Source organism: Mycobacterium sp. 1164966.3 (assembly GCF_001665395.1).
Taxonomy (GTDB): domain Bacteria; phylum Actinomycetota; class Actinomycetes; order Mycobacteriales; family Mycobacteriaceae; genus Mycobacterium.
The window spans coordinates 1-25,947 of record NZ_LZSG01000006.1; the positions used below are offsets into that span (position 1 = coordinate 1).

A 25,947-nucleotide genomic window follows, 5' to 3' on the forward strand; every position below is an offset into this window, starting at 1 on the left:
CGCGTGGGGGGGGGGGGGGGGGGGGGGGGGGGGGGGGGGGGGGGGGGGGGGGGGGGGGGGGCGCCCCCCCCCCCCCCCCCCCCCCCCACGCCGTCACGACTACGGCCAAACCTTTGGACAGATTCCAAGTGCGTGCCATGGTGTCCTCCGGTCGTCGTTGGTGGGTTAGCCGTCTCAGGAGCTGCTCAGGGCAGGGCCGAGAGCAGCGATGAGGGCCCGAGCGCTGCAGCGGGCGAGGGTGCAGCCGCTGCCGGTGCGCCCGGAACCGCACCCGAAGTGAGCGCGGGAAGGTCGGCCGGCAGCGAAATCTGCGGTGGCACGCTCACCGGCAGGTATGGCGGCAGCGCCGGCATGTCGACCTTCGCCTGCGGCACACCCGGGGTGGACGCCGGCACCGCGGCCGAGGCAGGCGAGACAGGGGCGGTCAGGCCGGGGATGGAAGGCAGTCCGGGAATCGCAGGTGCCGCCGGGGCAGCCGGAACCGCTGGTGCAGCCGGGGCTGCGGGTGTCCCCGGAAGCGGAGCGTTGACCCCGGGAATAGTCGGGGCTGCGGCGGGCGCGGGGGTGGGTGCGGCCGCTGCCGGTGACGATATCCCCGGAATCGGAGCGTTGATCCCGGGAATGGTGGGAGCTGCGGCTTGCGCGGGCGCGGTGGCCGCAGCCGGCGGAACGCCCGGCAACGTGGCGCTGATACCGGGGGCGGAAGGCGGCGCAACCGGCGGGGTGGCGCCGAGGGCCGTCGCGAGGTTCTGCAGAATTTGCGGCGCATTGGCTGCCGAGCTGATCAGCTGTTGCGGAATGTTCGGAATTTGGGGCGGTGCGGGCGCGGGGTCGGCGTGGGCGATACCGCCGGTCAGCAAAGCTGCTGATGAACCGACTACGACGGCGGCTGCCCGCACGATGGTCCAGATGGTTGGCATGACTCTCCCTGGTTGTTTGATGACTGATCCCGGGGCCGAAGTTACTTTGATACGGAAGTGACTCAAGTGACACGTGTGGCATTTATTCGATCGTTACCCATACGTGTGGTGGCGGTGACCCGGCCGCGACGACCGGCAAAGTTACGCCTCACCCACTCGGCCCGGTGACGACGCAGAATGCGATCGGACCCGTCGCGATCGCTAAAGTCGTTAGTTGTAGACACCATTCAGGCCGCCCCGGCGGCACCAATCACCCGGCGGCTGGCAACTTGGTTATGCACCGCCGCGCCGTTGCTGCTGATCGTGAGCATCGCAGCGCGGCTGGCCTGGACGTACCTGTCTCGGCACGGCGCCAACTTCGTCGACCTGCACGTTTACCTGGGTGGGGCGGCTGCGCTCAATCATCCCGGCACCTTGTACAGCTACGTGTACGCCGATCAGACGCCCGACTTCCCGCTGCCGTTCACCTACCCGCCATTCGCGGCGGTCGTGTTCTACCCGCTGCAGCTGCTGCCGTTCGGCCTGGTTGCCCTTCTGTGGCAAGTCGCCACGATGGCCGCGCTTTACGGCGCGATCCGGATAACCCAGCGGTTGCTGGGCGCCGGTTCGCACCGGATCGCGATGTTGTGGACGGCCGTCACCATGTGGATCGAGCCGCTGCGCAGCACGTTCGACTACGGGCAGGTCAACGTTTTCCTGATGCTCGGGGTGCTCTGGGCGGTTTACACCCCGCGGTGGTGGCTGTCGGGTCTGCTGGTGGGCGTGGCTGCCGGGATCAAACTGACGCCGGCGATCTCCGGTGTCTATTTCGTCGGCGTCCGGCGATGGGGAACCGCCGTGTTTTCCGGGGTCGTGTTTCTTGCCACCATCGGTGTGTCGGTGCTGGCGGTGGGTGATCAAACCCGGTACTACTTCACCGACCTGCTGGGGGACGCGCACCGGGTTGGGCCGATCGCTACCTCGTTCAATCAGTCTTGGCGCGGTGGCATCTCCCGCCTCCTGGGCCACGACGCCGGTTTCGGTCCGCTCGTTTTGACGGCGATCGCGGTCACCGCGGTGCTGGCCATCCTGGCCTGGCGGGCGCTGGACGACGACCGGCTCGGCAAGCTGCTCGTGGTCGAGTTGTTCGGGCTGCTGCTCTCGCCGATCTCGTGGACCCACCATTGGGTCTGGCTGGTGCCGCTGATGATGTGGCTGGTTCACGGGCCGCTGCGGGCGCGCCCAGGCGCGTCGATTGTCGGCTGGGGCTGGCTGGCGCTCACGATCATTGGCGTGCCGTGGTTGCTGAGCTTCGTTCAACCCACCATCTGGGTGGCCAGCCGGCCTTGGTATCTGGCCTGGGCCGGGCTGGTCTACATAGTGGCGGCGCTGGCGACCTTCGTCTGGATTGCCGCAGCCGGAAGGCGGGACGGCGCCGCTGAGCGTCCAGATGCCGAGCGCCCCGCTGTGCGGGTCGACTCCTAGCCGCCGACGATACCGTCGATATCGCGCGCCATCTCCACGTCGTTCTTCGTGATGCCACCCTCGGAATGTGTAACGAGAGTGAAAGTCACTGTCCGCCAACGGATATCGATGTCGGGGTGATGATCCTTGCGCTCCGCGTGCTCGGCGATCCGGCGCACGGCGTCGATGCCGTCCATGAAACTCGGAAATTTGATCGACCGGCGCAGAGTTCCGTCGGCACGCTCCCAGCCGTTCAGGTCGGGCAGGGCGGCGTCTACTTCCTCATCCGATAACACAGCCATTTAAACCCCTGTGCGATGTACCCACCCCAGCAAAATCAACGAAACCGGGGTGACGAACCAATACCGTTATACGTAACCACCTACCCGCCAGAGCCGGCAACCTAACACGGTGACCTCAGCGCGGCGGGCGAATACATGCAGTTGTAAACAGATTCGTCGAAGCATAACGGCGCAATGACTTGGAGCATGCCCTTCCGCCCCGTCCTTTCGGCGGAGGACAAAACCAAAAGACACTAAGCCGGGTGCGCGAAAGGCGCACCCGGCGAGGTGAAAGTTATGACGGCCTTCGGCTTATGGAGACTTAGGGATCAGTCGAGCACTTGCTGGCTCGCACTTTAGCCCCGCTCCCGCTGCGGGCAAGCGCGTCATTGACCGCTTCCTGAGCGGTTGTCCCCGAGCCGCCGTGCACACTTTTGCCGTCGTCCGTCAAGGCGACACAGTTCGCCGATGAGGCCAGAATTTTGCAGTCGTTGCCTTTGGCGGAACAATTCTTGAGAGCGTCTTGCTCGGCTTCGGACTGCGACTCCGGGCCGTATGAGGTATACGAGTAATCGGCGGTCGGCGAGTAGGCGATGGCAGCCCAATTGCCGGCGGCATTCGCGGGGCAGGCAAGTCCCACACTCAGCCCGGCACCGACGGCGGCGGCCAGAACGAATCGATTCATGTGAGGCCCCTTTCAGCGTTGATGTCTTCTATGTTCGGTATCCATCCCCGAAGTGCGTACGTCGGCACCATATCTCTGAGACAACTAATCGGCGGCATGTTTTGCAAAATTCATCCTTTGAACGCCCACGCGCTTCCCAACTTCACCCGTGCAGTTCTTTTTGCAAACGCTGTCTTACACGCTTGAGGTTTGCCGGCTAAGTCGGATTACTCGCCATATCACACTCATATTCCGGGTACACACGTCCGCCCTGACTTGGCATTCCGGGCTCGGGGAGACGCGACCGAAGAGTAGCCGAGCCAACCTGACAATTCTGCGAGTCCCGGCCTGCGACTTGCGTTTCCGGTTCAATAGCAATATCGCGGGCATTCGTTCGAAACGCTCGGTACACGGGACCAAGACGAGCTCGTCAATCTCCCGATACCGGCACGACGTCGCCCCGACGCAGCCTATCCTGGGCCCATCGGGGCATCCGAGACGGGCGAGGGCCACATGACAGCACCGTGCGCCTGTGAGTCGTGTGGCAGCGACTTGCTGGCGAACGCCCGATTTTGTCACGCCTGCGGTGCATCGATCGAGCGAGCCAGCAGACCAGCTGAGTACAAGCAGGTGACGGTGCTTTTCGCCGACGTCGTGCAGTCGATGACCATCGCCGCGGCTGTCGGTGAGGAGCGGCTGCGCGAGATCATGTCCGATCTGGTCAACCGCGCCGGTGTAGTGGTACAGCGCTACGGCGGCACCATCGACAAGTTCACCGGCGACGGCCTCATGGCGGTGTTCGGAGCACCACTGGCACTAGAAGACCATGCTCTTCGCGCGTGCCTGGCTGCGCTGGGCATCCAGGAGGAGGTCAAACGGCTGGCGATCGAGATCGACCGCCGGGACGGCGTCGTACTTCACCTACGAATCGGCCTTAATTCCGGTCGGGTGATCGCCGGCGATGTCGGCTCACATGCGTTGGGTTACACCGCGATCGGTGAGCAGGTGGGCGTCGCGCAACGCATGGAGTCTGTGGCGCCCGCCGGTGGAGTGTTACTCAGCGAATCGACGGCACGACTGGTCCGCCACGGCACCGTGCTCAGCGAGCCGGAGCTGGTGACCATCAAGGGTGTCGACCATCCGGTGCCCGCGTGGCGCTTGCATGCCATTGCGAAGCAGGAGCATCAGCCCGGTCGTCCCGACTCGACTTTCGTTGGGCGGCAACGGGAAATCGACACTGTCGCGGACGCCTTGAACCGATCGATCAGTGGACTCGGCTGCGTGGTGAGCGTGTCGGGGCCGCCGGGAATCGGTAAGACGAGGCTCGTGCGGGAGACCGCAGAGAGTGCGCTCCAACGGGGTGCCGAGGTGTTTTCGACCTTCTGCGAATCGCACGCGGGTGACATTCCGTTCCACGCGATGGCACGGCTGTTACGGGCAGTGGTCCGGGTAGTGGGACTGGACGCGGATGCCGCGCGGGCGCGGGTGCGCGCGCGGCTTTCGGCCGCCGACCCGCAGGACATCGTGTTACTCGATGATCTGCTGGGCATTCGCGATGCCGAGCTGGAGATGCCGAGAATCGATCCGGACGCGCGACGGCGTCGTCTGACCGCTCTGATCAAGACAATTGCGACAGATCACCCGACGCCGGCCCTCTACATCACCGAAGATGTGCACTGGATCGACGAAGTGAGCGAATCGATGTTGGTCGACTTCGCCGGCATGATCCCGCAAAACCGGGCCATGGTGCTCATCACGTCTCGACCAGAGTACCGCGGGGCGCTGCTGCAACTACCTGACATCCAGACCGTAACGCTTGGGCCCCTTAGTGATTCGAAAACTTTGTCGTTGATCCGCGAGTTGCTGGGGTCTGACCCCTCCGTCCGCGGCGTCGCCGCTCTGATAGCCGAAAGCGCCGCTGGTAACCCGTTTTTCGCACAGGAGATGGTGCGAGATCTGACTGAGCGCGGAGTTCTCGAAGGCGATCGCGGTGCCCACGTATGCCGCGTCCACGTCGCGGAGATCCACGTGCCGGCCACGTTGCAGGCTGTCATCTCCGCCCGCATTGACCGACTGCCTCGTTCGGCCAAGCAGGTGTTGGGCGCCGCGTCTGTGATCGGATCGCGTTTCAGCACCGACCTGCTGAGCGAACTGGGCATCAATCCGGTCTTGACGGACCTGGTGGCGGCTGAACTGATCGACGAGGTGAAGTTCGGTCCGCGTGCCGAATTCGCATTTCGCCATCCGCTGATTCGCACGGTTGCCTACGAGTCCCAGCTGAAATCCGATCGGGCAGCGCTGCATCGGCGCCTCGCTGTGATCGAGGCGGCTGATCTGGCGTCTGCCGACGAGAACGCGGCCGTGATCGCCGAGCATCTGGAGGCTGCGGGCGACGTTTCGGCAGCGTACTCATGGCACATGCGCGCAGGCAGGTGGGCGGCAATGCGCGATATCGTCGCCGCGCGGGTGCATTGGGAGCGCGCAAGACAAATCGCTGACGCCTTGCCGGCCGACAGCCCCGACCATACCGAGATGCGTATCGCGCCACGAACACTGCTGTGCGGCAATAGCTGGCGGATACACGCCAATATCTCCTCTGCCCGCTTCGAGGAACTTCGGCAGCTATGCGCTCTCGCCGGAGATCAGGCGTCGCTGGCCATCGGTATGGCAGGGCTGGTCAACGAGCACATGATGCGTGGCCGGGTGCTGGAAGGAGCACAGCTGGCGTCTGAGTGCATGGGTCTGATCGAGTCGGTCGGCGATCCGGACTTGATCGTCGGACTGTCGTTCGCCACCATCCTCGCCAAGTGCGAGACCGGCGAGATATATGACGCGCTGCAGTGGTCACAGCGGGTCATCGACTTGGCCGGCGGCGACTCGACCAAGGGGAACATCATCCTCGGATCGCCGTTGGCGGTGGCGTTGGCGTATCGGGGTCTCGCTCGCTGGGCGCAGGGCTACGACGGGTGGCGCGAGGATTTCAAACAAGCCGTCGAAATCGGGCGCAGCACCGATCCGATGTCACATGCGTTTGCCGTCAACGTGATCTACAGCCCGGCCATAACGTGGGGATTGCTGCCGGCCGACGACACGGCACTCCGCGACATCGACGAGGCGCTGCACATCGCCGAGCGGTTGGGTGACGACATGACGGTAGGCACCGCGCGAATGGCGTTGGGCCTGGCGCTTGTCCACCGTGATTCCCGAACAGACCGTGAACGTGGACTCGAAGTGCTGGCACAGCTCCGAGAGATGTGCTTGCAGAACCGGTTCAATACATCTCAGCTGGCTGTCATCGACGTCTATGCCGCGAGCGCCCGGCCTAACGATCGCGACAGCGCCATCGCGCGAATTCGCGCCGGCGTGCAGGATCTGTTCCGGGCGCGGCAGTTCGCGTGGTGCATTCTCGCCACCGGTGTCCTGGTGGAGAACCTGCTGCTGCGCGGTAGCGATACAGATGTCCGGGAAGCTGAGAAAGCGATCGACACGATGGCCGCCATCGAGTTCGACCACGAGTATGTGGCGCGAGACATTCTGCTGCTGCGGCTGCGGGCGTTGCACGCGCGCGCCATCGGCGACCCCGCGAGCTACCGCGATCTGGTCACTAGCTACCGCGCCCTCGCAGATTCGTCTGGCTTCGAGGCGCACCGCGCAATGGCCGCGACGATGTGAACGACCGTGCGCGCCGGCGTCCCGGACCGTATACCGTGACTGCCCATGCCGACCCAGATCGTTGTCGCGGGCGCGGTCATCTGCGAATCGACGGTCCTGGTGGCGCAACGGGTCCGCCCGCCGGAGCTGGCGGGCCGCTGGGAACTTCCCGGCGGCAAGGTCGCGGCCGGCGAAACCGAGCGCGACGCTCTGGCCCGCGAGCTGTCCGAGGAGTTGGGTGTCGAAGTGGGCGACCTCGCGGTGGGCGACCGCCTGGGCGAGGACATTCCGCTCAACGACACCACCACGCTGCGGGCCTACCGGGTGCGACTCCTTCGCGGCGAACCGCATCCCCATGATCACCGGGCGTTGCGCTGGGTGACGGCGGCCGAACTACCCGACGTCGACTGGGTGCCCGCCGACCGCGCCTGGCTGCGGGATTTGGCCCAAGCTCTTTGAGGAACCTCGAAACAACCACACAGCTTCCATTCAGGCTGTCCACAGCGCGGATGCAGCCACCGAATGGCAAAATGGAACCGTACGCCATACAAACACTTGACCTGGATTTGGATTGTCGGCAGTGATCCCGACGGTTTTCTGCGGCGGCGTTTCCCACGCCGCAGGTTGGCGTCTCTTCGGCCAGAAGCCTGCGGGTGTGATGGCTGCGCAAGCTATAGAGTCGGTCCCGGCCGGATCACGCAGTCAGGCCAGGCGACAGGGGCAACAGGGGGAAGTATTAGCAGGTAGGGGGGCTATCTCTTGACCGTCACGCCTCACGTCGGGGGAGTGATCGAGGAGCTGCTGGAGCGCAGCGGGCGGTTTTTCACGCCGGGTCAGATCTCATCGGATCTGCGTACCGTCACCCGGCAGGGCGGGCGTGAAGGCGACGTGTTCTACCGGGACCGGTGGAGCCACGACAAGGTGGTTCGTTCCACGCACGGCGTCAATTGCACCGGGTCGTGCTCGTGGAAGATCTACGTCAAGGACGGGATCATCACCTGGGAGACCCAGCAGACCGACTATCCATCGGTAGGCCCCGACCGGCCGGAGTACGAGCCGCGCGGCTGTCCCCGCGGCGCGTCGTTCTCTTGGTATAGCTACTCGCCGACCCGGGTCCGCTATCCCTATGCCCGGAGTGTGTTGGTCCAGATGTTCCGCGAGGCCAAGGCCCGCCTGGGGGATCCGGTGCTGGCGTGGGCCGACATCCAGGCCGACCCCGAGCGCCGTCGCCGCTATCAACAGGCGCGGGGTAAGGGTGGGCTGATCCGGGTGACATGGGCGGAAGCCAGCGAGATCATCGCCGCGGCCCACGTGCACACCATCAAGACTTATGGCCCGGACCGAATTGCCGGTTTTACCCCGATTCCGGCGATGTCGATGGTCAGCCACGCGGCGGGGTCCCGGTTCGTCTCACTGCTCGGCGGCGTGATGACGTCGTTCTACGACTGGTACGCCGATCTGCCGGTGGCTTCGCCGCAGGTCTTCGGCGACCAGACCGACGTTCCCGAATCCGGAGACTGGTGGGATGCATCGTATTTGGTGATGTGGGGTTCCAACGTCCCGATCACCCGCACGCCCGATGCGCATTGGATGGCAGAAGCCCGCTACCGCGGCGCCAAAGTGGTTGTGGTCAGCCCTGATTACGCTGACAACACCAAGTTCGCCGACGAGTGGATGCGGTGTGCCGCCGGCACCGACGCCGCTTTGGCCATGGCGATGGGGCATGTGATCCTCTCGGAATGCTATGTGCGCAACCAGGTCCCGTTTTTCGTCGACTATGTCCGCCGCTACACCGATTTGCCCTTCCTGATCAAGCTGGAGCAGCGCGGCGACGCGTTGGTGCCCGGAAAGTTCCTGACTGCGGCCGACATTGGTGAGGAAGTCGAGAACTCGGCCTTCAAACCCGCACTGATCGACGAGGTCACCGGCGAGGTCGTCATACCGCATGGCTCACTGGGATTCCGCTACGGCGAAGACGGTGTGGGCAAGTGGAACCTGGACCTGGGCGCCGTCGTGCCAGCTCTCAGTGTCCAGGGCTCTGACGAAGCCAAACTCGTTGACCTGCCGAGCTTCGACACCATCGACGGCCACGGTGAGAGCGTCACACGTGGTGTGCCGGTGCGCCGGGTCGGCGAGCATCTGGTGTGCACGGTGTTCGACCTGATGCTGGCCCACTACGCAGTCCGGCGTGAGGGATTGCCCGGCGAGTGGCCCACCGGCTACGACGACCCCGGCCAGCAGAACACGCCGGCCTGGCAGGAATCGATCACCGGAGTGCCTGCGGCCCAAGCCATCCGGGTAGCCAAGGAATTCGCCCGCAATGCCGAGGAATCCGGTGGGCGATCCATGGTCATCATGGGCGGTGGCATCTGCCACTGGTTCCACAGCGACGTGATGTATCGCTCGGTGCTGGCGCTGCTGCTGCTGACCGGATCGATGGGACGCAACGGCGGCGGCTGGGCGCACTACGTCGGCCAGGAAAAGGTACGGCCGCTGAGCGGGTGGCAGACGATGGCGAATGCCAGCGACTGGTCGCGTCCGCCGAGGCAGGTGCCCGGCGCGTCGTACTGGTACGTCCACACCGATCAGTGGCGCTACGACTCCTACGGCGCCGCGAAGCTCACCAGCCCGTTGGGCCGCGGCAGGTTCGACGGCCGGCACACGATCGACGTGATGGCGTCGGCAACTGCGATGGGTTGGAGCCCGTTCTATCCGCAGTTCGACCGGTCCAGCCTGGATGTCGCCGACGAAGCGCAGGAGGCCGGCCGCGATGCCGCCGAATACGTCGCCGAGCAACTCGCCCAGCGCAAGCTGAAACTGGCGGTCACCGACCCCGACAACCCGGCCAATTGGCCACGGGTGCTTAGCGTTTGGCGGTCCAATCTGATCGGCTCGTCGGGCAAGGGCGGCGAGTTCTTCCTCAAGCATCTGCTCGGCACGGATTCCAACATTCTGGCCAAGCCCCGGGTCAGCGGCGTGCTCCCCAGTGACGTGGTCCGGGATGGTGAGATTCCCGAAGGCAAGCTGGACTTGATGATGTCCATCGACTTCCGGATGACGTCGACGACGTTGGTGTCCGACATGGTGCTGCCGGCGGCGACGTGGTACGAGAAGGAAGATCTGTCCAGTACCGACATGCATCCCTACGTGCACGCATTCAGTCCCGCGATCGACCCTCCGTGGGAAACCCGTACGGACTTCGAGGCATTCGGCACCATCGCCCGGGTATTCAGCGCGATGGCGCGCCGTCATCTCGGCACCCGCAACGACGTGGTGCTGACCGCGCTGCAGCACGACACGGCGGACGCGATGGCCTATCCCGATGGCACCGAACACGACTGGTCGCACAGCGATGACGTGCCGGTGCCGGGCCGGTCGATGAGCAAGGTGACCGTGGTGGAGCGCGACTATGCGGCGATCTACGACAAGTGGGTGACGCTGGGGCCGCTCGTCGACCAGTTCGGGATCACCGTGAAGGGTGTCACCGTGCATCCCTTCCGTGAGGTCAGCGAGCTGGCCGCCAAGTTCGGGGTGATGAATTCCGGTGCGGCCGCGGGCCGTCCGGCGATCACCACCGCCGCACGGATGGCTGACGTGATACTCGCCCTGTCCGGCACCTGCAACGGCCGCCTGGCCGTCGAAGGTTTCCTCGAGCTGGAAAAGCGAACCGGCCAGCGGCTGGCGCACCTGGCCGAGGGCAGCGAGGAAAAACGCATCACCTATGCCGACACCCAGGCGCGCCCGGTCCCAGTGGTCACCAGCCCGGAATGGTCCGGCAGCGAAACCGGTGGCCGTCGCTACGCCCCGTTCACCATCAACATCGAGCACCTCAAGCCGTTCCATACCCTGACCGGCCGCATGCATTTCTACCTCGCCCACGACTGGATCGAGGAGCTCGGTGAACAGCTACCCGTCTACCGGCCGCCGCTGGACATGGCGCGATTGTTCGACCAGCCGCAGCTGGGACCCACAACCGACGGAATCGGGCTCACCGTGCGGTATTTGACGCCACACTCGAAGTGGTCGTTCCACTCCACCTACCAGGACAACCTGTACATGTTGTCGTTGTCCCGCGGTGGTCCCACCATGTGGATGAGCCCGGGAGACGCGGCGAAAATCAATGTGCGCGACAATGATTGGGTCGAGGCGGTGAATGCCAACGGCATCTACGTGGGCCGCGCCATCGTCTCGCACCGCATGCCCGACGGCGTGGTGTTCGTCTACCACGTACAGGAACGCACCGTCGACACGCCACGTACCGAGACCAATAACAAGCGCGGCGGCAACCACAATGCGCTGACCCGGGTACGAATCAAGCCCAGCCATCTGGCCGGTGGCTACGGACAGCACTCATTCGGGTTCAATTACCTGGGTCCCACCGGCAACCAGCGCGACGAGGTGACCGTGGTGCGCCGTCGCAGCCAGGAGGTGCATTACTGACATGAAAGTAATGGCGCAGATGGCGATGGTGATGAACCTCGACAAATGTATTGGCTGCCATACCTGCTCGGTGACCTGCAAGCAGGCTTGGACCAACCGCTCCGGGACCGAGTACGTGTGGTTCAACAACGTCGAAACCCGCCCGGGCGTTGGCTATCCGCGCACCTACGAGGACCAGGACAGGTGGCGGGGCGGATGGGTACGGGACAAGAAAGGCCGACTGCGGTTACGTGATGGCGGCCGATTCGAAAAGCTGCTGCGGATTTTCGCCAACCCCCGGTTGCCGACCATCAACGACTATTACGAGCCGTGGACCTACGACTACGAAAACCTCACGCAGGCTCCGGCGGGTGACACTTTCCCAACGGCCGCGCCGCGAAGCCAGCTCAGCGGCGAGCAGATGAAGGTGTCGTGGGGCCCCAACTGGGACGACAATCTTGCCGGCTCAACGGAAATCGTGCCTCACGATCCGATCCTCAAGAAGGTCAGCCAGGTCAGCGAAGAGGTGAAGCTGAAGCTCGAAGAGACCTTCATGTTCTATCTGCCGCGGATCTGCGAGCACTGTCTGAACCCGTCATGCGTGGCGTCTTGCCCGTCGGGCGCGATGTACAAGCGCACCGAGGACGGCATTGTGCTTGTCGACCAGGACCGCTGCCGCGGCTGGCGCATGTGCGTGTCCGGATGTCCTTACAAGAAGGTGTATTTCAACCACAAAACCGGTAAGGCCGAGAAGTGCACCCTGTGCTACCCGCGCATCGAGGTCGGGCTGCCCACGGTGTGCTCGGAAACCTGTGTGGGACGGCTGCGGTATCTCGGGCTGGTGCTCTATGACGTCGACCGGGTGCTGGAAGCGGCTTCGGTGGAAAACGACACCGACCTCTACGAGGCGCAGCGTCAGATCCTGTTGGACCCGCACGACCCCGCGGTGATCGCAGGCGCACGGGCCGAGGGCATTTCCGACGAGTGGATCGAGGCGGCCCAGCGCTCACCGGTTTACGCGTTGATCAACACCTACCGGGTGGCGCTGCCACTGCACCCGGAGTACCGGACCATGCCGATGGTCTGGTACATCCCGCCGCTATCGCCGGTGGTCGACGCGATCAGCCACGACGGTCACGACGGCGAGGACCTGGGCAATCTCTTCGGCGCCCTGGAGACGCTGCGTATTCCGATCCAATACCTGGCCGAGCTGTTCACCGCCGGTGACACCGAAGTCGTCGGAAATGTGCTGCGCCGGCTGGCGGCCATGCGGTCCTACATGCGCGACATCAACCTGGGCCGCGAAACCCAGCCGCACATCCCGCAGTCCGTCGGCATGACCGAAGAACAGATCTACAACATGTACCGGTTGCTGGCTGTCGCGAAATACGAAGAGCGCTATGTCATTCCGACCGCCTATGTGGCGGACGTACCGGCAGCCGCGATGGCGGAGGAGCTAGGGTGTTCGTTGTCGTTCGACGGCGGGCCGGGAATGTATGAATCCGGTCCGTTCGGCGAGGGCAGCGGCTTTCCGGTGCCGATCGCCGTGGAGACCTTTCACGCCCTGCAACAGCGCCAGCACGGTGAGCCAGTGGCCGCCGGCGGCAAGGGCGGAGGCGGCCGCTCCCGGGTCAACCTGCTCACGTGGGACGGCCACGGAGCGCCCGAAGGACTGTTCCCGGAGTCCAGACGATGAGGTTTCTCTCGGCGGTACGGGACCGGGCGGGCGGCCGGGCGGTGCAAGACCGTCTGGTATGGCAGGCCGCCTCGCTGCTGCTGGCCTACCCGGATGACGGTCAGACCGAGCGGCTCGACATGGTCGAGGAACTGCTGGGTCATATCGGCGGCGCTGCGGCGGTGCTGCTGCAGAAGACGCTCGCCGAGTTGCGGACTCGCGACCCGATGGCCGCCGCTGCCGACTACGTCGAGACCTTCGACATGAGGCGGCGCGCCACCATGTATCTGACGTACTGGACGGCCGGGGACACCCGCAACCGCGGCCGGGAGATGCTGGGTTTCGCGTCCGCCTACCGTGACGCGGGGGTGGCGCCGCCGCAGACCGAGGCGCCCGACCACCTGCCCGTGGTGCTGGAATTCGCCGCGACTGTCGACCCCGAGGCTGGACGCCGGCTGCTGATCGAGCACCGGGTGCCGATCGACGTGTTGCGAAAAGCGCTGGCGGACAACGGTTCTGTATACCAGCATGCGGTGGCCGCGGTCTGCGAGACGCTGCCCGCCGCCACCGACCAGGACGTGCGCCGGGCCCAGCGTTTGGCGCAGGCCGGCCCTCCCGCGGAAGCCGTTGGCCTGCAACCGTTTACCTTGACTGTTCCGCCCAGGCGCACCGAAGGGGACTGACGTGGCCCAGGTCCACATGAAGTTACTCGAGATCTTCTGGGACGACGTGCCCTACGTCGTGATGGCGATTGCGACTGTCGGCGCCTGGTGGCGGTATCGCTACGACAAGTTCGGCTGGACCACGCGTTCGTCGCAGATCTACGAGTCGCGGTTGCTGTCCATCGCCAACCCGCTGTTCCATTTCGGCAGCTTGGCGGTGATCATGGGCCACGTCTTGGGTTTGTTCGTCCCCGAATGGTTCACTCGCAAAATCGGTTTGACCGATCACCTGTATCACCTGCAGGCGCTGCTGCTCGGCGTTCCCGCCGGCGCGGCCACGCTACTCGGTATCGGATTGTTGATCTACCGGCGGCGCACTCGCGAGCCGGTGTACCTGGCCACCACCCGCAACGACAAACTGATGTACCTGGTTTTGACGTGCGCGTTGGTCGCGGGGATGTGCTGCACCCTGGCGGGCGCCACGCATTTCGGCGAGCTGCACGACTACCGCCAGAAGGTGTCCATCTGGTTCCGGTCGATCTGGATCCTGGACCCGCGTGGGGATCTTATGGCACACGCGGCGTTCTACTACCAGATACATGTGGTGATCGCGCTGGCGCTGTTCGCGCTGTGGCCGTTCACTCGGTTGGTGCATGCGTTCAGCGCGCCATTCGGCTACCTGTTCCGGCCCTACATCGTCTACCGCAGTCGCGATGTCGCGGGAAAGCAGTTGGTGGGCACAGCGCCCCGCCGCCGCGGTTGGTAAGTCACCTTGGGGGTGGCGGCGTGCCGCCGCAGCCGCGCCAGACAAAGGCGGCCGTTCGCAGCGGCCAGTCGTCGGGCGGGGTGGTGCCGGCAAGCTGGTAGGCATACCAAGATCCAGTGAGGCTCGCACCGGCCTGCGCTACGTCAGCATCGGCGGGTAGTTCACCACGGTCGATGCCGGCCTGCAGCAGCGCCTGAAAGCGGGCCCGCCGGGGCGCGACGATCTGATCCAGGTAGGCGCGACGAACATCAGGTTCTGCTGCATCGGCCAGGATTGCCCCGGCCAGCGGCAGTGATCCGGCTTCGCTGATGCGCTGCCGGAAATGCGAGAGTTCGGCGACCAAGTCGGTAAACGGGTCTCCCGTCACGGGGGGCCGGTCGGCCTGGGCGAGCCGCGCAACCGCGGCCACGGCCAGGGCCGTCTTGGTTGGCCAACGACGATAGATTGCGGTTCGCGTGGTGCCGGCGCTGGCAGCGACCTTCGTCATCGACAGGCCGGTGAGCCCGTCGCGGGCCAGGGCCTGGAGCGCCGCCTGCAGCACCGCTTCGTCGATGGCCTGGTCGCGAGGCCGGCCGCCGGGAACAGGATTCGACGGATTGCCCATCCTGTTAAGTTACAGCACTGCAGCGTATTGAAACCGCAGCGTTTTGGCGCTACCCTAGGTTGCGCTACAGCCCTGTAGCGTAACCAATAGAAGGAGCGGGGATGGCTGCGCAGACGGTGACAATCGTGGGAGCCGGGCCCGTCGGTACCGCACTGGGGACGAATCTCCTCGGCCACGGCCACCGAGTGCGATTCGCGGTGCGCAACAAGGCCGTCGACGTACCGCCGGGTGCCACGGCCATCGCCATCGACGGGTGCGCGAAGGGCAGCGACCTGACCATCCTGGCGGTGCCGTTCCCAGCGGTCGCCGACGTGGTACCCCGTCTCGGCCTGAGCGACGGCGACGTGCTGATCGACGCGACCAACCCATTCGGCGAAACCGTCCCGGACGGACATGCCAGCGGAAACGCGTTGGTGCAGAGCTTGGTCGCCACCGGAGTGCGAGTGGCGAAGGCGTTCGGTGTCCTAGGCGTCGAGCACATGGCCGACCCTTCGCTGCCGGGCGGCGTCGCGCCGGTATTGCCGGTGGCCGCCGACGACGATGGTGTGCGCGATCGGGTGGTCGAACTGGCCCGCGAAATGGGTTTCGATGCCCTCGCGGTCGGCGGCCTCGAGAATGCCGCGCTGCTCGAGCAGGCGGCACTGTACTGGGGTCTGCTCGCATTCACCGGTGGTCGAGGCCGGGATTTCGTCCTGGTAGCTCACAACCGCGGCTGACGGCGTCGGTCCGCATTCGACCAGGCACGCTCTCATACCGCGACGACGCGGATCAGTCCCTCGAGCCCGGTGAAGTCATTGGGGTTTCGGCTGTAGAGATCCAGGTGATTGGCGTGCGCGGTGGCAGCGATCAGCAGATCGGCGAATCTACTTCTTGGCCTTCGCCCTTGGCGTATTACGGCGGCGACGATGAGTCCGTAGCTTCGCACGGCCACAGCGTCGAACGGGATGGGCTCGAGTCTCGATTCCACCTCCTGAAGCCGGCTCTGGCGCTTGGCCGCCTCGATCGGCGTCGTGGTCAGCAGCGGACCGGCGGTTAGCTCGGCGGCGGTAATGGCCGAAATCGCCATCTCGTCGGGCAGTGCTGCCACGACTGCCGGATCATGCCAGTCGATCACGACCGAGGTATCCAAGAGTCCGGATGTCACCTCAGAGACTCTGATCGATCAACCGGTCGAGGTCGGCGCGGAAACGGCGATGATCGATGCGCACCGCTGCCCTGGCCAGCCCCGCGACTTCATCTCGAGTGATGAACGTGCGGCGAACGACCCGTATTGGTCGAAGTTCGGCCACCGGTTCACCATTGCGCGTCACGATGAACGTCTGGCCGGCGGTTACCGCATCGATCACTTTGGCGTTGTCATTGCGGAGATCGCGCTGAGCGATTGTCCTTGCCATACGCGAAGTGTAGCAGGATGAGCTACGGTTTGCTACAGGTGCCGGCAACGCCGTCCGTGCAGCCAGGGCATCCATCCTGCGTCCAGGGTGTAGAAGTGTGAGAGGCGAGCGCCATAGACGCAGAATGAATGGCTCCCGCCCATCAGGCAGCCGACAAGCCGCCCTGTCAAGTTCGCTATCTAACGTCCTCGCTGCCACAATCACCGACGTGCCATTCCGCAATGTCGCCATCGTCGCGCACGTCGACCACGGCAAGACCACGCTGGTCGACGCGATGTTGCGGCAGTCCGGCGCCCTACACGAACGCGGTGAAGTGCAGGAACGCGTGATGGACACCGGCGACCTGGAACGTGAGAAGGGCATCACAATCCTGGCCAAGAACACCGCCGTACACCGCCACCACGAAGACGGAACAGTGACGGTCATTAACGTGATCGACACCCCCGGCCACGCCGACTTCGGCGGCGAGGTGGAGCGCGGACTCTCCATGGTGGACGGGGTACTGCTGCTGGTCGACGCCTCCGAGGGCCCGCTGCCGCAGACACGATTCGTGCTGCGCAAGGCCCTGGCAGCGCATCTGCCGGTGATCCTCGTCGTCAACAAGACCGACCGGCCCGACGCGCGTATCGCCGAGGTGGTCGACGCCAGCCACGACCTGCTGCTCGACGTCGCCTCCGATCTCGACGACGAAGCCGCGAAGGCGGCCGAACACGCGCTGGGCCTGCCGACCCTGTATGCGTCCGGACGGGCCGGCGTGGTCAGCACCACGCAACCGACAGACGGCCAGGTGCCCGACGGCACCAACCTCGACCCACTGTTCGACGTGCTCCTGGACCACGTACCGCCACCGAAAGGCGACCCCGAGGCGCCGCTGCAGGCCCTGGTCACCAACCTCGACGCCTCCCCGTTCCTCGGCCGGCTCGCTCTGGTCCGCATCTACAACGGCAAGCTGCGCAAGGGCCAACAGGTGGCCTGGATGCGCGAGGTCGACGGTTTGCCCGTCATCACCAGCGCGAAGATCACCGAGTTGCTCGCCACCGAGGGCGTCGAGCGCAGCGCCACTGACGAGGCTGTCGCCGGCGATATCGTGGCCGTGGCGGGACTGCCCGACATCATGATCGGTGACACGCTGGCCGACCCCGACCACGCCCACGCCCTGCCGCGCATCACCGTCGACGAGCCGGCCATCTCGGTGACCATCGGCACCAACACCTCGCCGCTGGCCGGCAAGGTTTCCGGACACAAGCTCACCGCCCGCATGGTCCGCAGCCGCCTGGACACGGAGCTGGTGGGCAACGTGTCGATCCGGGTCGTCGACATCGGCCGGCCCGATGCGTGGGAGGTTCAAGGCCGCGGCGAGCTCGCGCTCGCGGTGCTGGTCGAGACGATGCGCCGGGAGGGTTTCGAGCTCACCGTCGGCAAGCCGCAGGTGGTCACCAAGACGATCGACGGTCAGCTGCACGAGCCGTTCGAGGCGATGACGATCGACTGTCCCGAGGAATTCGTTGGGGCCATCACCCAATTGATGGCCGGCCGCAAAGGCCGCATGGAAGAGATGAAGAACCACGCCGCCGGTTGGGTCCGGATGGACTTCATCGTGCCCAGCCGCGGTCTGATCGGTTTTCGCACCGACTTCCTCACCCTTACTCGCGGCACCGGCATCGCCAACGCCGTGTTCGACGGCTACCGGCCGTGGGCGGGCGAGATCCGGGCCCGCCACACCGGGTCGCTGGTGTCCGATCGGTCCGGCACCATCACCCCGTTCGCGCTGCTGCAACTCGCGGACCGCGGCCAGTTCTTCGTCGAGCCCGGTCAGGACACCTACGAGGGCATGATCGTCGGAATCAACCCGCGCCCAGAGGATCTCGACATCAACGTCACTCGCGAGAAGAAGCTCACCAACATGCGGTCGTCGACCGCCGACGTCATCGAGACGCTGGCCAAGCCGCTCGAGCTCGACCTGGAGCAGGCCATGGAGTTCTGCTCGCCCGACGAATGCGTCGAGGTGACTCCGGAGATCGTGCGGGTCCGCAAGGTCGAGCTGGACGCCACCGCGCGGGCCCGTAGCAGGGCGCGGGCCAAGGCCCGGGGTTAGCTGTGCGGCGCGTGGTCAGCCGGGCTATTGGGCAGACGCTCGATACCCTGATGGGCGTGCTGCACCGAGCCCGTCACCTCCTGGTGCTGGTCGGTGTGCTGGTCGCGATGGTGGGCCTGGGTCTGGCGGCCTGTACCGTCAACCCGCCGCCCGCTCCGCAAAGCACCGATACCCCGCACAACTCGCCGCCGCCGCCGCAGCGCCCGATTCAGATCATCATGGGCATCGACTCGATCGGCGCCGGGTTCAACCCGCATCTGCTGTCGGACCTGTCGCCGGTGAACGCGGCGATCAGCGCGCTGGTGTTGCCCAGCGCGTTTCGGCCGGTATCCGACCACGGCACGCCGACGGGTTCGCGCTGGGAGATGGACCCGACCCTGCTGGTCTCGGCCGACGTGACCAGCCAGAACCCGTTCACGGTGACGTACAAGATCCGGCCCGAGGCGCAATGGACGGACAACGCCCCGATCGGCGCCGACGACTTCTGGTACCTGTGGCGCCAGATGGTCAGCCAGCCCGGCGTCGTCGACCCGGCCGGCTATGACCTGATCACCGGCGTGCAGTCGCTCGAGGGTGGCAAGCAGGCCGTCGTCACCTTCGCGCAGCCGTACCCGGCCTGGCGGGAACTGTTCAGCAACATCCTGCCCGCGCACATCGTCAAGGACGTGCCGGGCGGTTTCGCGGCCGGGCTGGCCCGCGCCCTGCCCGTCACAGGTGGGCAGTTCCGCGTCGAGAACATCGACCCGCAGCGCGACGAGATCCTGATCGCCCGCAACGACCGCTATTGGGGACCGCCGGCCACCCCGGCCCTCATCCTGTTCCGCCGCGCCGGTGCCCCGGCCGCGCTGGCCGATTCGGTGCGCAACGGCGACACCCAGGTGGCCCAAGTACACGGCGGTTCGGCGGCGTTCGCGCAGCTGTCCGCGATACCCGACGTCCGGACCGCCCGGATAGTCACGCCGCGGGTCATGCAGCTCACGCTGCGCGCCAACAAGCCCAAGCTGGCCGACAGCCAGGTTCGCAAGGCGATTCTGGGATTGCTCGATGTCGACCTGCTGGCCGCGGTGGGCGCCGGCAGCGATAACACCGTCACCCTGGCCCAAGCCCAGATCCGGTCGCCGAGCGACCCGGGCTACGAGCCGACGGCGCCGCCCGCGATATCCAAACAGGCGGCGCTGGATTTGTTGACGGCGGCCGGTTACCAGGTAGAGAGCAACGCGTCGGCCACGACTGCGCCGGCTACTCCTTCTGGTCCGTCCGGTACCCCGGCCAGCACCGGGCCGCCGGAAGTCATCCACGGCCGGATCAGCAAGGACGGCCAGCAGCTGGCCCTGGTCATCGGCGTGGCGGCCAACGACCCGACTGCGGTGGCCGTGGCCAACACCGCCGCCGACCAGTTACGCAGCGTCGGTATGGCCGCGACCGTCATGCCGCTGGACCCCGTCACGCTCTACCGCGACGCGCTTAACGACAACCGGGTGGACGCCATCGTCGGTTGGCATCAAGCCGGCGGCAACCTCGCGACGGTGTTGGCCTCGCGATACGGCTGCCCCGCACTGCAAACCAGCCAACTGCCGCCATCCAATGCGCCGACCACGACACCCGCGGGTGCGACGCCATCTGCCACGCCCCCCAGCACTACCGCGCCGGCGCCGACCAGCCGCCCGTCAGACCCCGGCGCGCTGGTGCGAGCGCCGTCGAACCTCACCGGCATCTGCGACCGCAGCATTCAGTCGAATATCGATGCCGCTCTGAACGGCACCAAGAGCATCGGCGACGTGATCACGGCGGTCGAACCGCGGCTGTGGAACATGTCGACCGTGCTGCCCATCCTGCAGGACACCACGATCGTCGCGGCCGGCCCGAGTGTGCAGCACGTCAGCCTGTCCGGCGCGGTACCGGTTGGCATCGTCGGCGACGCCGGTCAATGGATCAAAACGGGCCCTTAGCTCCGGCAAGATAGTCAGGCCGCCAAAACGCCGTAGCCGCGCTCACATCGCGATACCATCCGCTGATTGCAAGACAGCTTCACGATCGGTCCAGGAGCGAGGCCATCGTGGCCGAGCCCGGAGGGCGAGGATCGCAGAGATGTCCTTTCTGACCGCAGTTCCACAACCGATCGCTGACGCGGCGACCAACTTGGCGGATATCGGCTCGACGATCAGCCAGGCCAACACCGCGGCATCGGCCGCGACAACCGGCGTGGTGCCGGCGGGTGCCGACGAGGTGTCACAAGCGATCGCGACTCTGTTTGCCGGCCACGGCCAGGCATACCAATCGCTCAGCAGTCAGGCGGCGCTGTTCCATGACCAGTTTGTCCGGCTGTTGAGCTCCGGCGCGGCGTCGTATGCCGGCGCTGAGGCGGCCAACACGGTGCCGTTGCAGGCAATGTCGGTGGTCCCGCCCGCCTGACCTGCGGCCGTCGTCAATTATCCTGCGCGGCAGCCTTTTTCGGTGGGATCACGGTGTCGACGATGAATGAGAGCTCCCGCCGGCTCGGCGGGGTGCCAGTGAGCAGGAAGTGCTGATTGATCAGGGCGGGGCCCACCCGAGCGGTCATCGGGGTCAGCGTGGCCGGGTCGATGTCGCCGTCGCGGACCGCGGCTTGCAGGATCGCCTCGACGACGGTCAGGCGCGGGCCGACCACGGCGTCAGCGAAGATGGCGCGCAATTCGGGTTCGTGAACCAACTGGCCGATGATGCCCAGGCCGGGAAATGCGGTCTTCCCGGCGAGGACATCGCGGTGGGCGGTGAACACCGTCAGCAGATTCTCCCTGGCTGACCGCCCGGCGCGCGGCTCGGTCAGCGGCGGCAGCACATGCAGCAGCGCTGCCCGCACCAGATCGTGCTTGCTGGCCCAGCGCCGGTACAACGCCGCCTTGCCGGTCTGGGCGCGCGCCGCGATGCCTTCCATCGTCAGCCTGCCGTAGCCGACTTCAGCCAGCTCGGCCAGCGTGGCCTCGTACAGCGCACGTTCGAGCACTTCGCCTCGTCGGCGGTTCCGGGCCGCCTTCGTGCTGGTTCGGGTCAGCTGCGCCATTCGACGATAGTAGCCGCTCTCGTTCCTATTTGCTGCCACGCCGATAAGAAACGCCGCCGACTACTGAAGACCGTCGGCGGACGGCGGGTAGGGTGCGTCCATGGCTGAGACGCCGCGGCTGTTGTTCGTGCACGCGCATCCCGACGACGAAAGTCTCAGCACCGGCGCGACGATCGCGCATTACGCCGCCCGCGGGGCCGACGTGCGTGTGGTCACCTGCACCCTCGGCGAGGAAGGCGAGGTCATCGGCGAGCGCTGGGCCGCGCTGGCCGTCGACCAGGCCGATCAACTCGGTGGTTATCGCGTCGGCGAACTCACCGAGGCATTGCGCGCGTTGGGGGCCGGGGAGCCCACCTACCTCGGTGGAGCGGGCCGCTGGCGCGACTCGGGAATGCAAGGCACCGCGCCGCGGCGCCGCCAGCGCTTCATCGACGCCGACGAACAGGAGGCCGTGGGCGCGCTCGTCGCGATAATTCGGGAGCAGCGCCCGCACGTGGTCGTGACCTATGACCCCAGAGGCGGTTACGGCCATCCCGATCATGTCCACGCTCACACCGTCACCACCGCGGCAGTGACGGCGGCCGGCGCCGCCGACTCTTACCCCGGAAATCCCTGGGCCGTGCCGAAGTTCTACTGGACCGTCCTAGCCGAACGCGCGGTGACGGAGGGTTGGCGCGCCCTGCAGCGCGACGATCTGCGGCCCGAGTGGACGATCCCGTCGCCCGAGGACTTCGACTTCGGGTATGCGGACGACGACATCGACGCCGTGATCGAGGCCGATCCCCAGGCACACGCGGCCAAGACCGCGGCGCTCCTGGCGCACTCCACCCAGGTCGCCGTGGGGCCTACCCGGCGGGCCTGCGCGCTGTCGAACAATATGGCCCTGCCGATTTCCGCGCAGGAGCACTATGTCCTGGCCGCCGGCTCCGCGGGCGGCCGCGACCGGCGCGGATGGGAAACAGATCTGCTCGCGGGACTGGGTCTCAACGATTCCGATAAGCGGTAGGCTCCTATCCAGGCCGTCTTGGAAATACTCAGAAGGATTTCGTATGGACCCCGACCTGGACCCCAACCTGCAGCACTGGCAAGACCGACTTGACAGCTTTCAGTGGGTGATCGGTTCGATACTCTCGAACATCGACAGCGTCCCGACCTGACCGAAACGAAGCCACGCGCCGCGTCGGTCGAGGACAGCGGCGCGGCGGATCCAGCTATTCGCGCAGTTGTCCTGGCGCTGTTGGCCGTCGATGGCATCTTGTCCGCACTGGCCGGCGCGCTGCTGCTGCCCTCCTATGTCGGCTCTGTTCCCATTCCCATCAGCGGATTGATCAGCGGATTGGTCAATGCGGCGCTGGTGTGGGCGGCAGCCCGCTGGACCACGTCGCCGCGGGTGGCCGCACTGCCGTTGTGGACCTGGTTGTTGACGGTCGCGGCGATGAGCCTGGGCGGTCCCGGTGACGACGTCATTCTGGGGGGCAACGGGCTGATGGCGTATGCGGCTCCGCTGCTGATTCTGACGGGGGTCGTGCCGCCGGTATTGGTGCTCTGGCGGACCAGCCACCCGCAGTGACGGGTGGCTGCACGGTTGGGCCAGTATGGTCGAGCGCGGGCTCGCCGCGTCCTGCCGCTACTGTTGCGGATGAAAATCGATCGTCGGGAAGTTACACCAACGTGCCGCTGACTCCAGGCGAGGAGCCGATCGCCCTGCCAAACCCCCTTGCTCGCGCCGGGGTCCCGCGCCAGGCCACTGCTTCGGCGATGCGGCGGGTGCTGCGGCGGGCGCGAGACGGCGTCGCGCTGAACATCGACGAGGCGTCGATCGCCATGACCGCGCGCGGCGACGACCTCGCCGATCTGTGCGCTAGCGCGGCGCGGGTGCGCGACGCGGGCCTGGAGTCGGCCGGACGCCGCCGACCCTCGGGGCGGTTGCCGATCACGTATTCCCGCAAGGTGTTCATCCCGGTAACCCATCTGTGCCGGGACAACTGCCATTACTGCACCTTCGTCACCGTGCCCGGCAAGCTGCGCGCCCAGGGCGCGGGCATGTACCTGGAACAGGACCAGATCCTCGACATCGCGCGCCGTGGAGGCGAACTCGGTTGCAAGGAAGCACTATTCACGCTTGGCGACCGCCCCGAGGAACGCTGGCCCGAGGCGCGCGACTGGCTTGCCGAACGTGGCTACGACTCCACGCTTTCCTATGTGCGGGCGATGGCGATCCGGGTGCTCGAGGAGACCGGGCTGTTGCCGCATCTGAACCCCGGCGTCATGAGCTGGTCGGAGATGGCGCGGCTCAAACCCGTTGCGCCGTCAATGGGCATGATGCTGGAGACGACGTCGCGGCGGCTGTTCGAAACCAAGGGCCTGGCTCACTACGGCAGTCCCGACAAGGACCCTGCGGTCCGGCTGCGCGCCTTGACCGACGCCGGCCGGCTGTCCATTCCGTTCACCACCGGCTTGCTGGTCGGCATCGGCGAGACGCTGACCGAGCGCGCCGATACCTTGCACGCGATTCGTAAGTCGCACAAGGAGTTCGGGCACATTCAAGAAGTGATCGTGCAGAACTTCCGGGCCAAGGAGCACACCGCGATGGCCGCCGTGCCCGACGCGGGGATCGAGGACTACCTGGCCACCGTCGCGGTAGCGCGGCTGGTGCTCGGCCCTGGCATGCGCATTCAGGCACCGCCGAACCTGGTGTCGCGCGACGAGTGTCTGGCCCTGATCGGCGCCGGTGTCGACGACTGGGGCGGCGTTTCGCCGCTGACCCCCGATCACGTCAACCCCGAACGGCCCTGGCCGGCCTTGGACGAACTGGCCGCCGTCACCGCGGAATCCGGTTACGAGCTGGTGCAGCGCTTGACCGCCCAGCCGAAGTACGTACAGGCGGGTGCCGCGTGGATCGATCCGCGGGTGCGGGGACATGTTGCGGCGCTTGCGGATCCGGCGACCGGCCTCGCTCGCGATGTGAACCCGATGGGTATGCCCTGGCAGGAACCCGACGACGTGGAGTCCGCTGGCCGCGTCGACCTCAACGCAGCCATCGACACGGAAGGCCGCAACACCGATACCCGCAGCGACCTCGACAGTGCCTTCGGGGACTGGGAATCGATTCGGACGCACGTACACGAGCTGGCGGCCCGCGCCCCTGAGCGTGTCGACTCCGACGTGCTTTCGGCGCTGCGCTCGGCCGAACGAGACCCAGCCGGCTGCACCGACGACGAATACCTGGCCTTGGCCACCGCCGACGGCCCAGCCCTGGAAGCGGTTGCCGCGCTGGCTGATTCGCTGCGCCGCGAGGTCGTCGGCGACGAGGTGACCTTCGTGGTCAACCGCAACATCAACTTCACCAACATCTGCTACACCGGCTGCCGGTTCTGCGCGTTCGCTCAGCGCAAGGGTGACGCCGACGCCTACTCGCTGTCGACCGACGAGGTTGCCGAGCGCGCTTGGGAGGCCCACGTCGCCGGCGCCACCGAGGTGTGCATGCAGGGCGGAATCGACCCAGAACTACCCGTCACCGGTTACGCCGATCTGGTGCGCGCGGTCAAGGCCCGGGTCCCGTCGATGCACGTGCACGCCTTCTCCCCGATGGAGATCGCCAACGGAGTCACCAAGAGCGGCATGAGCATTCGCGACTGGCTGGTCGGCCTGCGCGAGGCCGGGCTGGACACCATCCCCGGCACAGCCGCCGAAATCCTGGACGACGAGGTGCGCTGGGTGCTCACCAAGGGCAAGTTGCCGACGTCGATGTGGATCGAGATCGTCACCACCGCACACGAAGTGGGCCTGCGGTCCTCGTCGACGATGATGTACGGGCACGTCGACAGTCCACGACACTGGGTAGCTCACCTGAACGTGCTGCGCGGCATCCAGGACCGTACCGGCGGTTTCACCGAATTCGTTCCGCTGCCGTTCGTACACCAGAATTCGCCGTTGTACCTGGCCGGCGCTTCCCGTCCCGGGCCCACCCATCGCGACAACCGTGCGGTGCACGCCCTGGCGCGGATCATGTTGCACGGCCGCATCTCTCATATCCAGACGAGCTGGGTGAAGCTGGGCGAGCAGCGCACCCAGGTGATGCTCAACGGCGGTGCCAACGACCTGGGCGGCACGCTGATGGAGGAGACCATCTCACGGATGGCCGGTTCAGAACACGGGTCGGCCAAGACCGTCGCCGAGCTGGTCGCGATCGCCGAGGGCATCGGCCGCCCCGCACGTCAACGGACTACCACGTACGCCCCGCTCGCCGCGTAGTGGCGATCGCGAGCGCGGCGGAGCCGGGCGAAGCGGGTCGCCACCATCAGGCGTAGACTCTGGACCCCCCGCGAGGGTG

General features: G+C 66.1%; 21 protein-coding genes. 14 read left to right on the top strand and 7 right to left on the bottom strand.

Translation table 11 applies throughout. The annotated features are described in order from the left end of the window. Positions 1–185 precede the first annotated feature (185 nt). Positions 186–920 carry a hypothetical protein gene (locus A9W99_RS03720; protein WP_067373640.1) on the bottom strand — a complete coding sequence of 245 codons (735 nt, stop codon included), beginning with the start codon at positions 918–920 and terminating at the stop codon, positions 186–188. Between the two features lie 177 nt (positions 921–1,097). On the opposite strand from A9W99_RS03720, the gene A9W99_RS03725 reads away from it, so the two are divergent. Then, positions 1,098–2,384, top strand: a complete 1,287-nt coding sequence (locus tag A9W99_RS03725; protein ID WP_067373642.1) for a mannosyltransferase — start codon at positions 1,098–1,100, stop codon at positions 2,382–2,384. On the opposite strand, the gene A9W99_RS03730 is transcribed toward A9W99_RS03725, so the two are convergent. Together A9W99_RS03730 and A9W99_RS03735 are read right to left on the bottom strand one after the other, a co-directional pair. Beyond that, a complete protein-coding gene (locus A9W99_RS03730; protein WP_067373645.1) occupies positions 2,381–2,665 on the bottom strand; it encodes a 4a-hydroxytetrahydrobiopterin dehydratase in 285 nt (94 codons plus the stop codon). The genes A9W99_RS03725 and A9W99_RS03730 overlap by 4 nt on opposite strands. A gap of 301 nt (positions 2,666–2,966) precedes the next feature. Then, entirely contained in the window at positions 2,967–3,329 is a 363-nt protein-coding gene (locus A9W99_RS03735) for a DUF4189 domain-containing protein (protein WP_067373648.1), read from the bottom strand. A 492-nt stretch (positions 3,330–3,821) separates the two neighbouring features. Between A9W99_RS03735 and A9W99_RS03740 the strand changes: the two genes are divergently transcribed. The 6 genes from A9W99_RS03740 to narI all read left to right on the top strand — a co-directional run bounded on the left by A9W99_RS03740 (position 3,822) and on the right by narI (position 14,481). Beyond that, on the top strand, positions 3,822–6,980 hold the full coding sequence (locus A9W99_RS03740) for an adenylate/guanylate cyclase domain-containing protein (RefSeq protein ID WP_067373653.1): 3,159 nt from the start codon (positions 3,822–3,824) through the stop codon (positions 6,978–6,980). A 45-nt stretch (positions 6,981–7,025) separates the two neighbouring features. Next, a complete protein-coding gene (locus A9W99_RS03745) occupies positions 7,026–7,418 on the top strand; it encodes a (deoxy)nucleoside triphosphate pyrophosphohydrolase (protein ID WP_067373656.1) in 393 nt (130 codons plus the stop codon). Between the two features lie 300 nt (positions 7,419–7,718). After that, on the top strand, positions 7,719–11,399 hold the full coding sequence (locus tag A9W99_RS03750) for a nitrate reductase subunit alpha (protein ID WP_067373659.1): 3,681 nt from the start codon (positions 7,719–7,721) through the stop codon (positions 11,397–11,399). A gap of 1 nt (position 11,400) precedes the next feature. Next, a complete protein-coding gene (gene narH / locus A9W99_RS03755) occupies positions 11,401–13,074 on the top strand; it encodes a nitrate reductase subunit beta (protein ID WP_067373662.1) in 1,674 nt (557 codons plus the stop codon). Further along, the gene (gene narJ / locus A9W99_RS03760; protein ID WP_067373664.1) at positions 13,071–13,736 is read left to right on the top strand and encodes a nitrate reductase molybdenum cofactor assembly chaperone; all 666 of its coding nucleotides are present in this window, start codon (positions 13,071–13,073) and stop codon (positions 13,734–13,736) included. The genes narH and narJ overlap by 4 nt, the downstream gene beginning before the upstream one ends. Positions 13,737–13,752: 16 nt before the next feature. Next, positions 13,753–14,481 (top strand): respiratory nitrate reductase subunit gamma, encoded by a 729-nt coding sequence (gene narI / locus A9W99_RS03765; protein WP_067373720.1) that lies wholly within the window; start codon positions 13,753–13,755, stop codon positions 14,479–14,481. Position 14,482: 1 nt separating this feature from the next. Here narI and A9W99_RS03770 read toward each other — a convergent pair whose 3' ends face one another. Continuing rightward, positions 14,483–15,085: a TetR/AcrR family transcriptional regulator gene (locus tag A9W99_RS03770; protein ID WP_067373669.1), complete on the bottom strand. Its 603-nt coding sequence runs from the start codon at positions 15,083–15,085 to the stop codon at positions 14,483–14,485. A 101-nt stretch (positions 15,086–15,186) separates the two neighbouring features. On the opposite strand from A9W99_RS03770, the gene A9W99_RS03775 reads away from it, so the two are divergent. Beyond that, positions 15,187–15,801 (top strand): NADPH-dependent F420 reductase, encoded by a 615-nt coding sequence (locus A9W99_RS03775; protein WP_067373671.1) that lies wholly within the window; start codon positions 15,187–15,189, stop codon positions 15,799–15,801. 32 nt (positions 15,802–15,833) lie between these two features. Here the strand turns inward: A9W99_RS03775 and A9W99_RS03780 are convergent, their stop codons facing one another. Together A9W99_RS03780 and A9W99_RS03785 are read right to left on the bottom strand one after the other, a co-directional pair. Beyond that, entirely contained in the window at positions 15,834–16,229 is a 396-nt protein-coding gene (locus A9W99_RS03780) for a type II toxin-antitoxin system VapC family toxin (protein ID WP_067373673.1), read from the bottom strand. A gap of 1 nt (position 16,230) precedes the next feature. Then, the gene (locus A9W99_RS03785; protein WP_067373675.1) at positions 16,231–16,479 is read right to left on the bottom strand and encodes a type II toxin-antitoxin system Phd/YefM family antitoxin; all 249 of its coding nucleotides are present in this window, start codon (positions 16,477–16,479) and stop codon (positions 16,231–16,233) included. 208 nt (positions 16,480–16,687) lie between these two features. Between A9W99_RS03785 and typA the strand changes: the two genes are divergently transcribed. The 3 genes from typA to A9W99_RS03800 all read left to right on the top strand — a co-directional run bounded on the left by typA (position 16,688) and on the right by A9W99_RS03800 (position 20,986). After that, a complete protein-coding gene (gene typA / locus A9W99_RS03790; RefSeq protein ID WP_067373678.1) occupies positions 16,688–18,574 on the top strand; it encodes a translational GTPase TypA in 1,887 nt (628 codons plus the stop codon). Positions 18,575–18,624: 50 nt separating this feature from the next. Next, the gene (locus A9W99_RS03795; RefSeq protein WP_172828802.1) at positions 18,625–20,523 is read left to right on the top strand and encodes an ABC transporter family substrate-binding protein; all 1,899 of its coding nucleotides are present in this window, start codon (positions 18,625–18,627) and stop codon (positions 20,521–20,523) included. Positions 20,524–20,662: 139 nt separating this feature from the next. Then, complete coding sequence (locus tag A9W99_RS03800; protein WP_067373680.1) at positions 20,663–20,986, top strand: PE family protein; 324 nt, start codon at positions 20,663–20,665, stop codon at positions 20,984–20,986. Between the two features lie 13 nt (positions 20,987–20,999). On the opposite strand, the gene A9W99_RS03805 is transcribed toward A9W99_RS03800, so the two are convergent. Next, the gene (locus A9W99_RS03805) at positions 21,000–21,614 is read right to left on the bottom strand and encodes a TetR/AcrR family transcriptional regulator (RefSeq protein ID WP_067373682.1); all 615 of its coding nucleotides are present in this window, start codon (positions 21,612–21,614) and stop codon (positions 21,000–21,002) included. Positions 21,615–21,714: 100 nt separating this feature from the next. Here A9W99_RS03805 and mshB point away from each other — a divergent pair, with 100 nt between their 5' ends. The 3 genes from mshB to A9W99_RS03820 all read left to right on the top strand — a co-directional run bounded on the left by mshB (position 21,715) and on the right by A9W99_RS03820 (position 25,868). After that, a complete protein-coding gene (gene mshB / locus A9W99_RS03810; protein WP_067373685.1) occupies positions 21,715–22,620 on the top strand; it encodes an N-acetyl-1-D-myo-inositol-2-amino-2-deoxy-alpha-D-glucopyranoside deacetylase in 906 nt (301 codons plus the stop codon). Positions 22,621–22,722: 102 nt separating this feature from the next. Then, positions 22,723–23,184 (top strand): hypothetical protein, encoded by a 462-nt coding sequence (locus A9W99_RS03815; RefSeq protein ID WP_067373686.1) that lies wholly within the window; start codon positions 22,723–22,725, stop codon positions 23,182–23,184. A 101-nt stretch (positions 23,185–23,285) separates the two neighbouring features. After that, positions 23,286–25,868, top strand: coding sequence for a bifunctional FO biosynthesis protein CofGH (locus tag A9W99_RS03820; protein ID WP_067373689.1), 2,583 nt, complete (start codon positions 23,286–23,288; stop codon positions 25,866–25,868). The last annotated feature ends 79 nt before the right edge of the window (positions 25,869–25,947 follow it).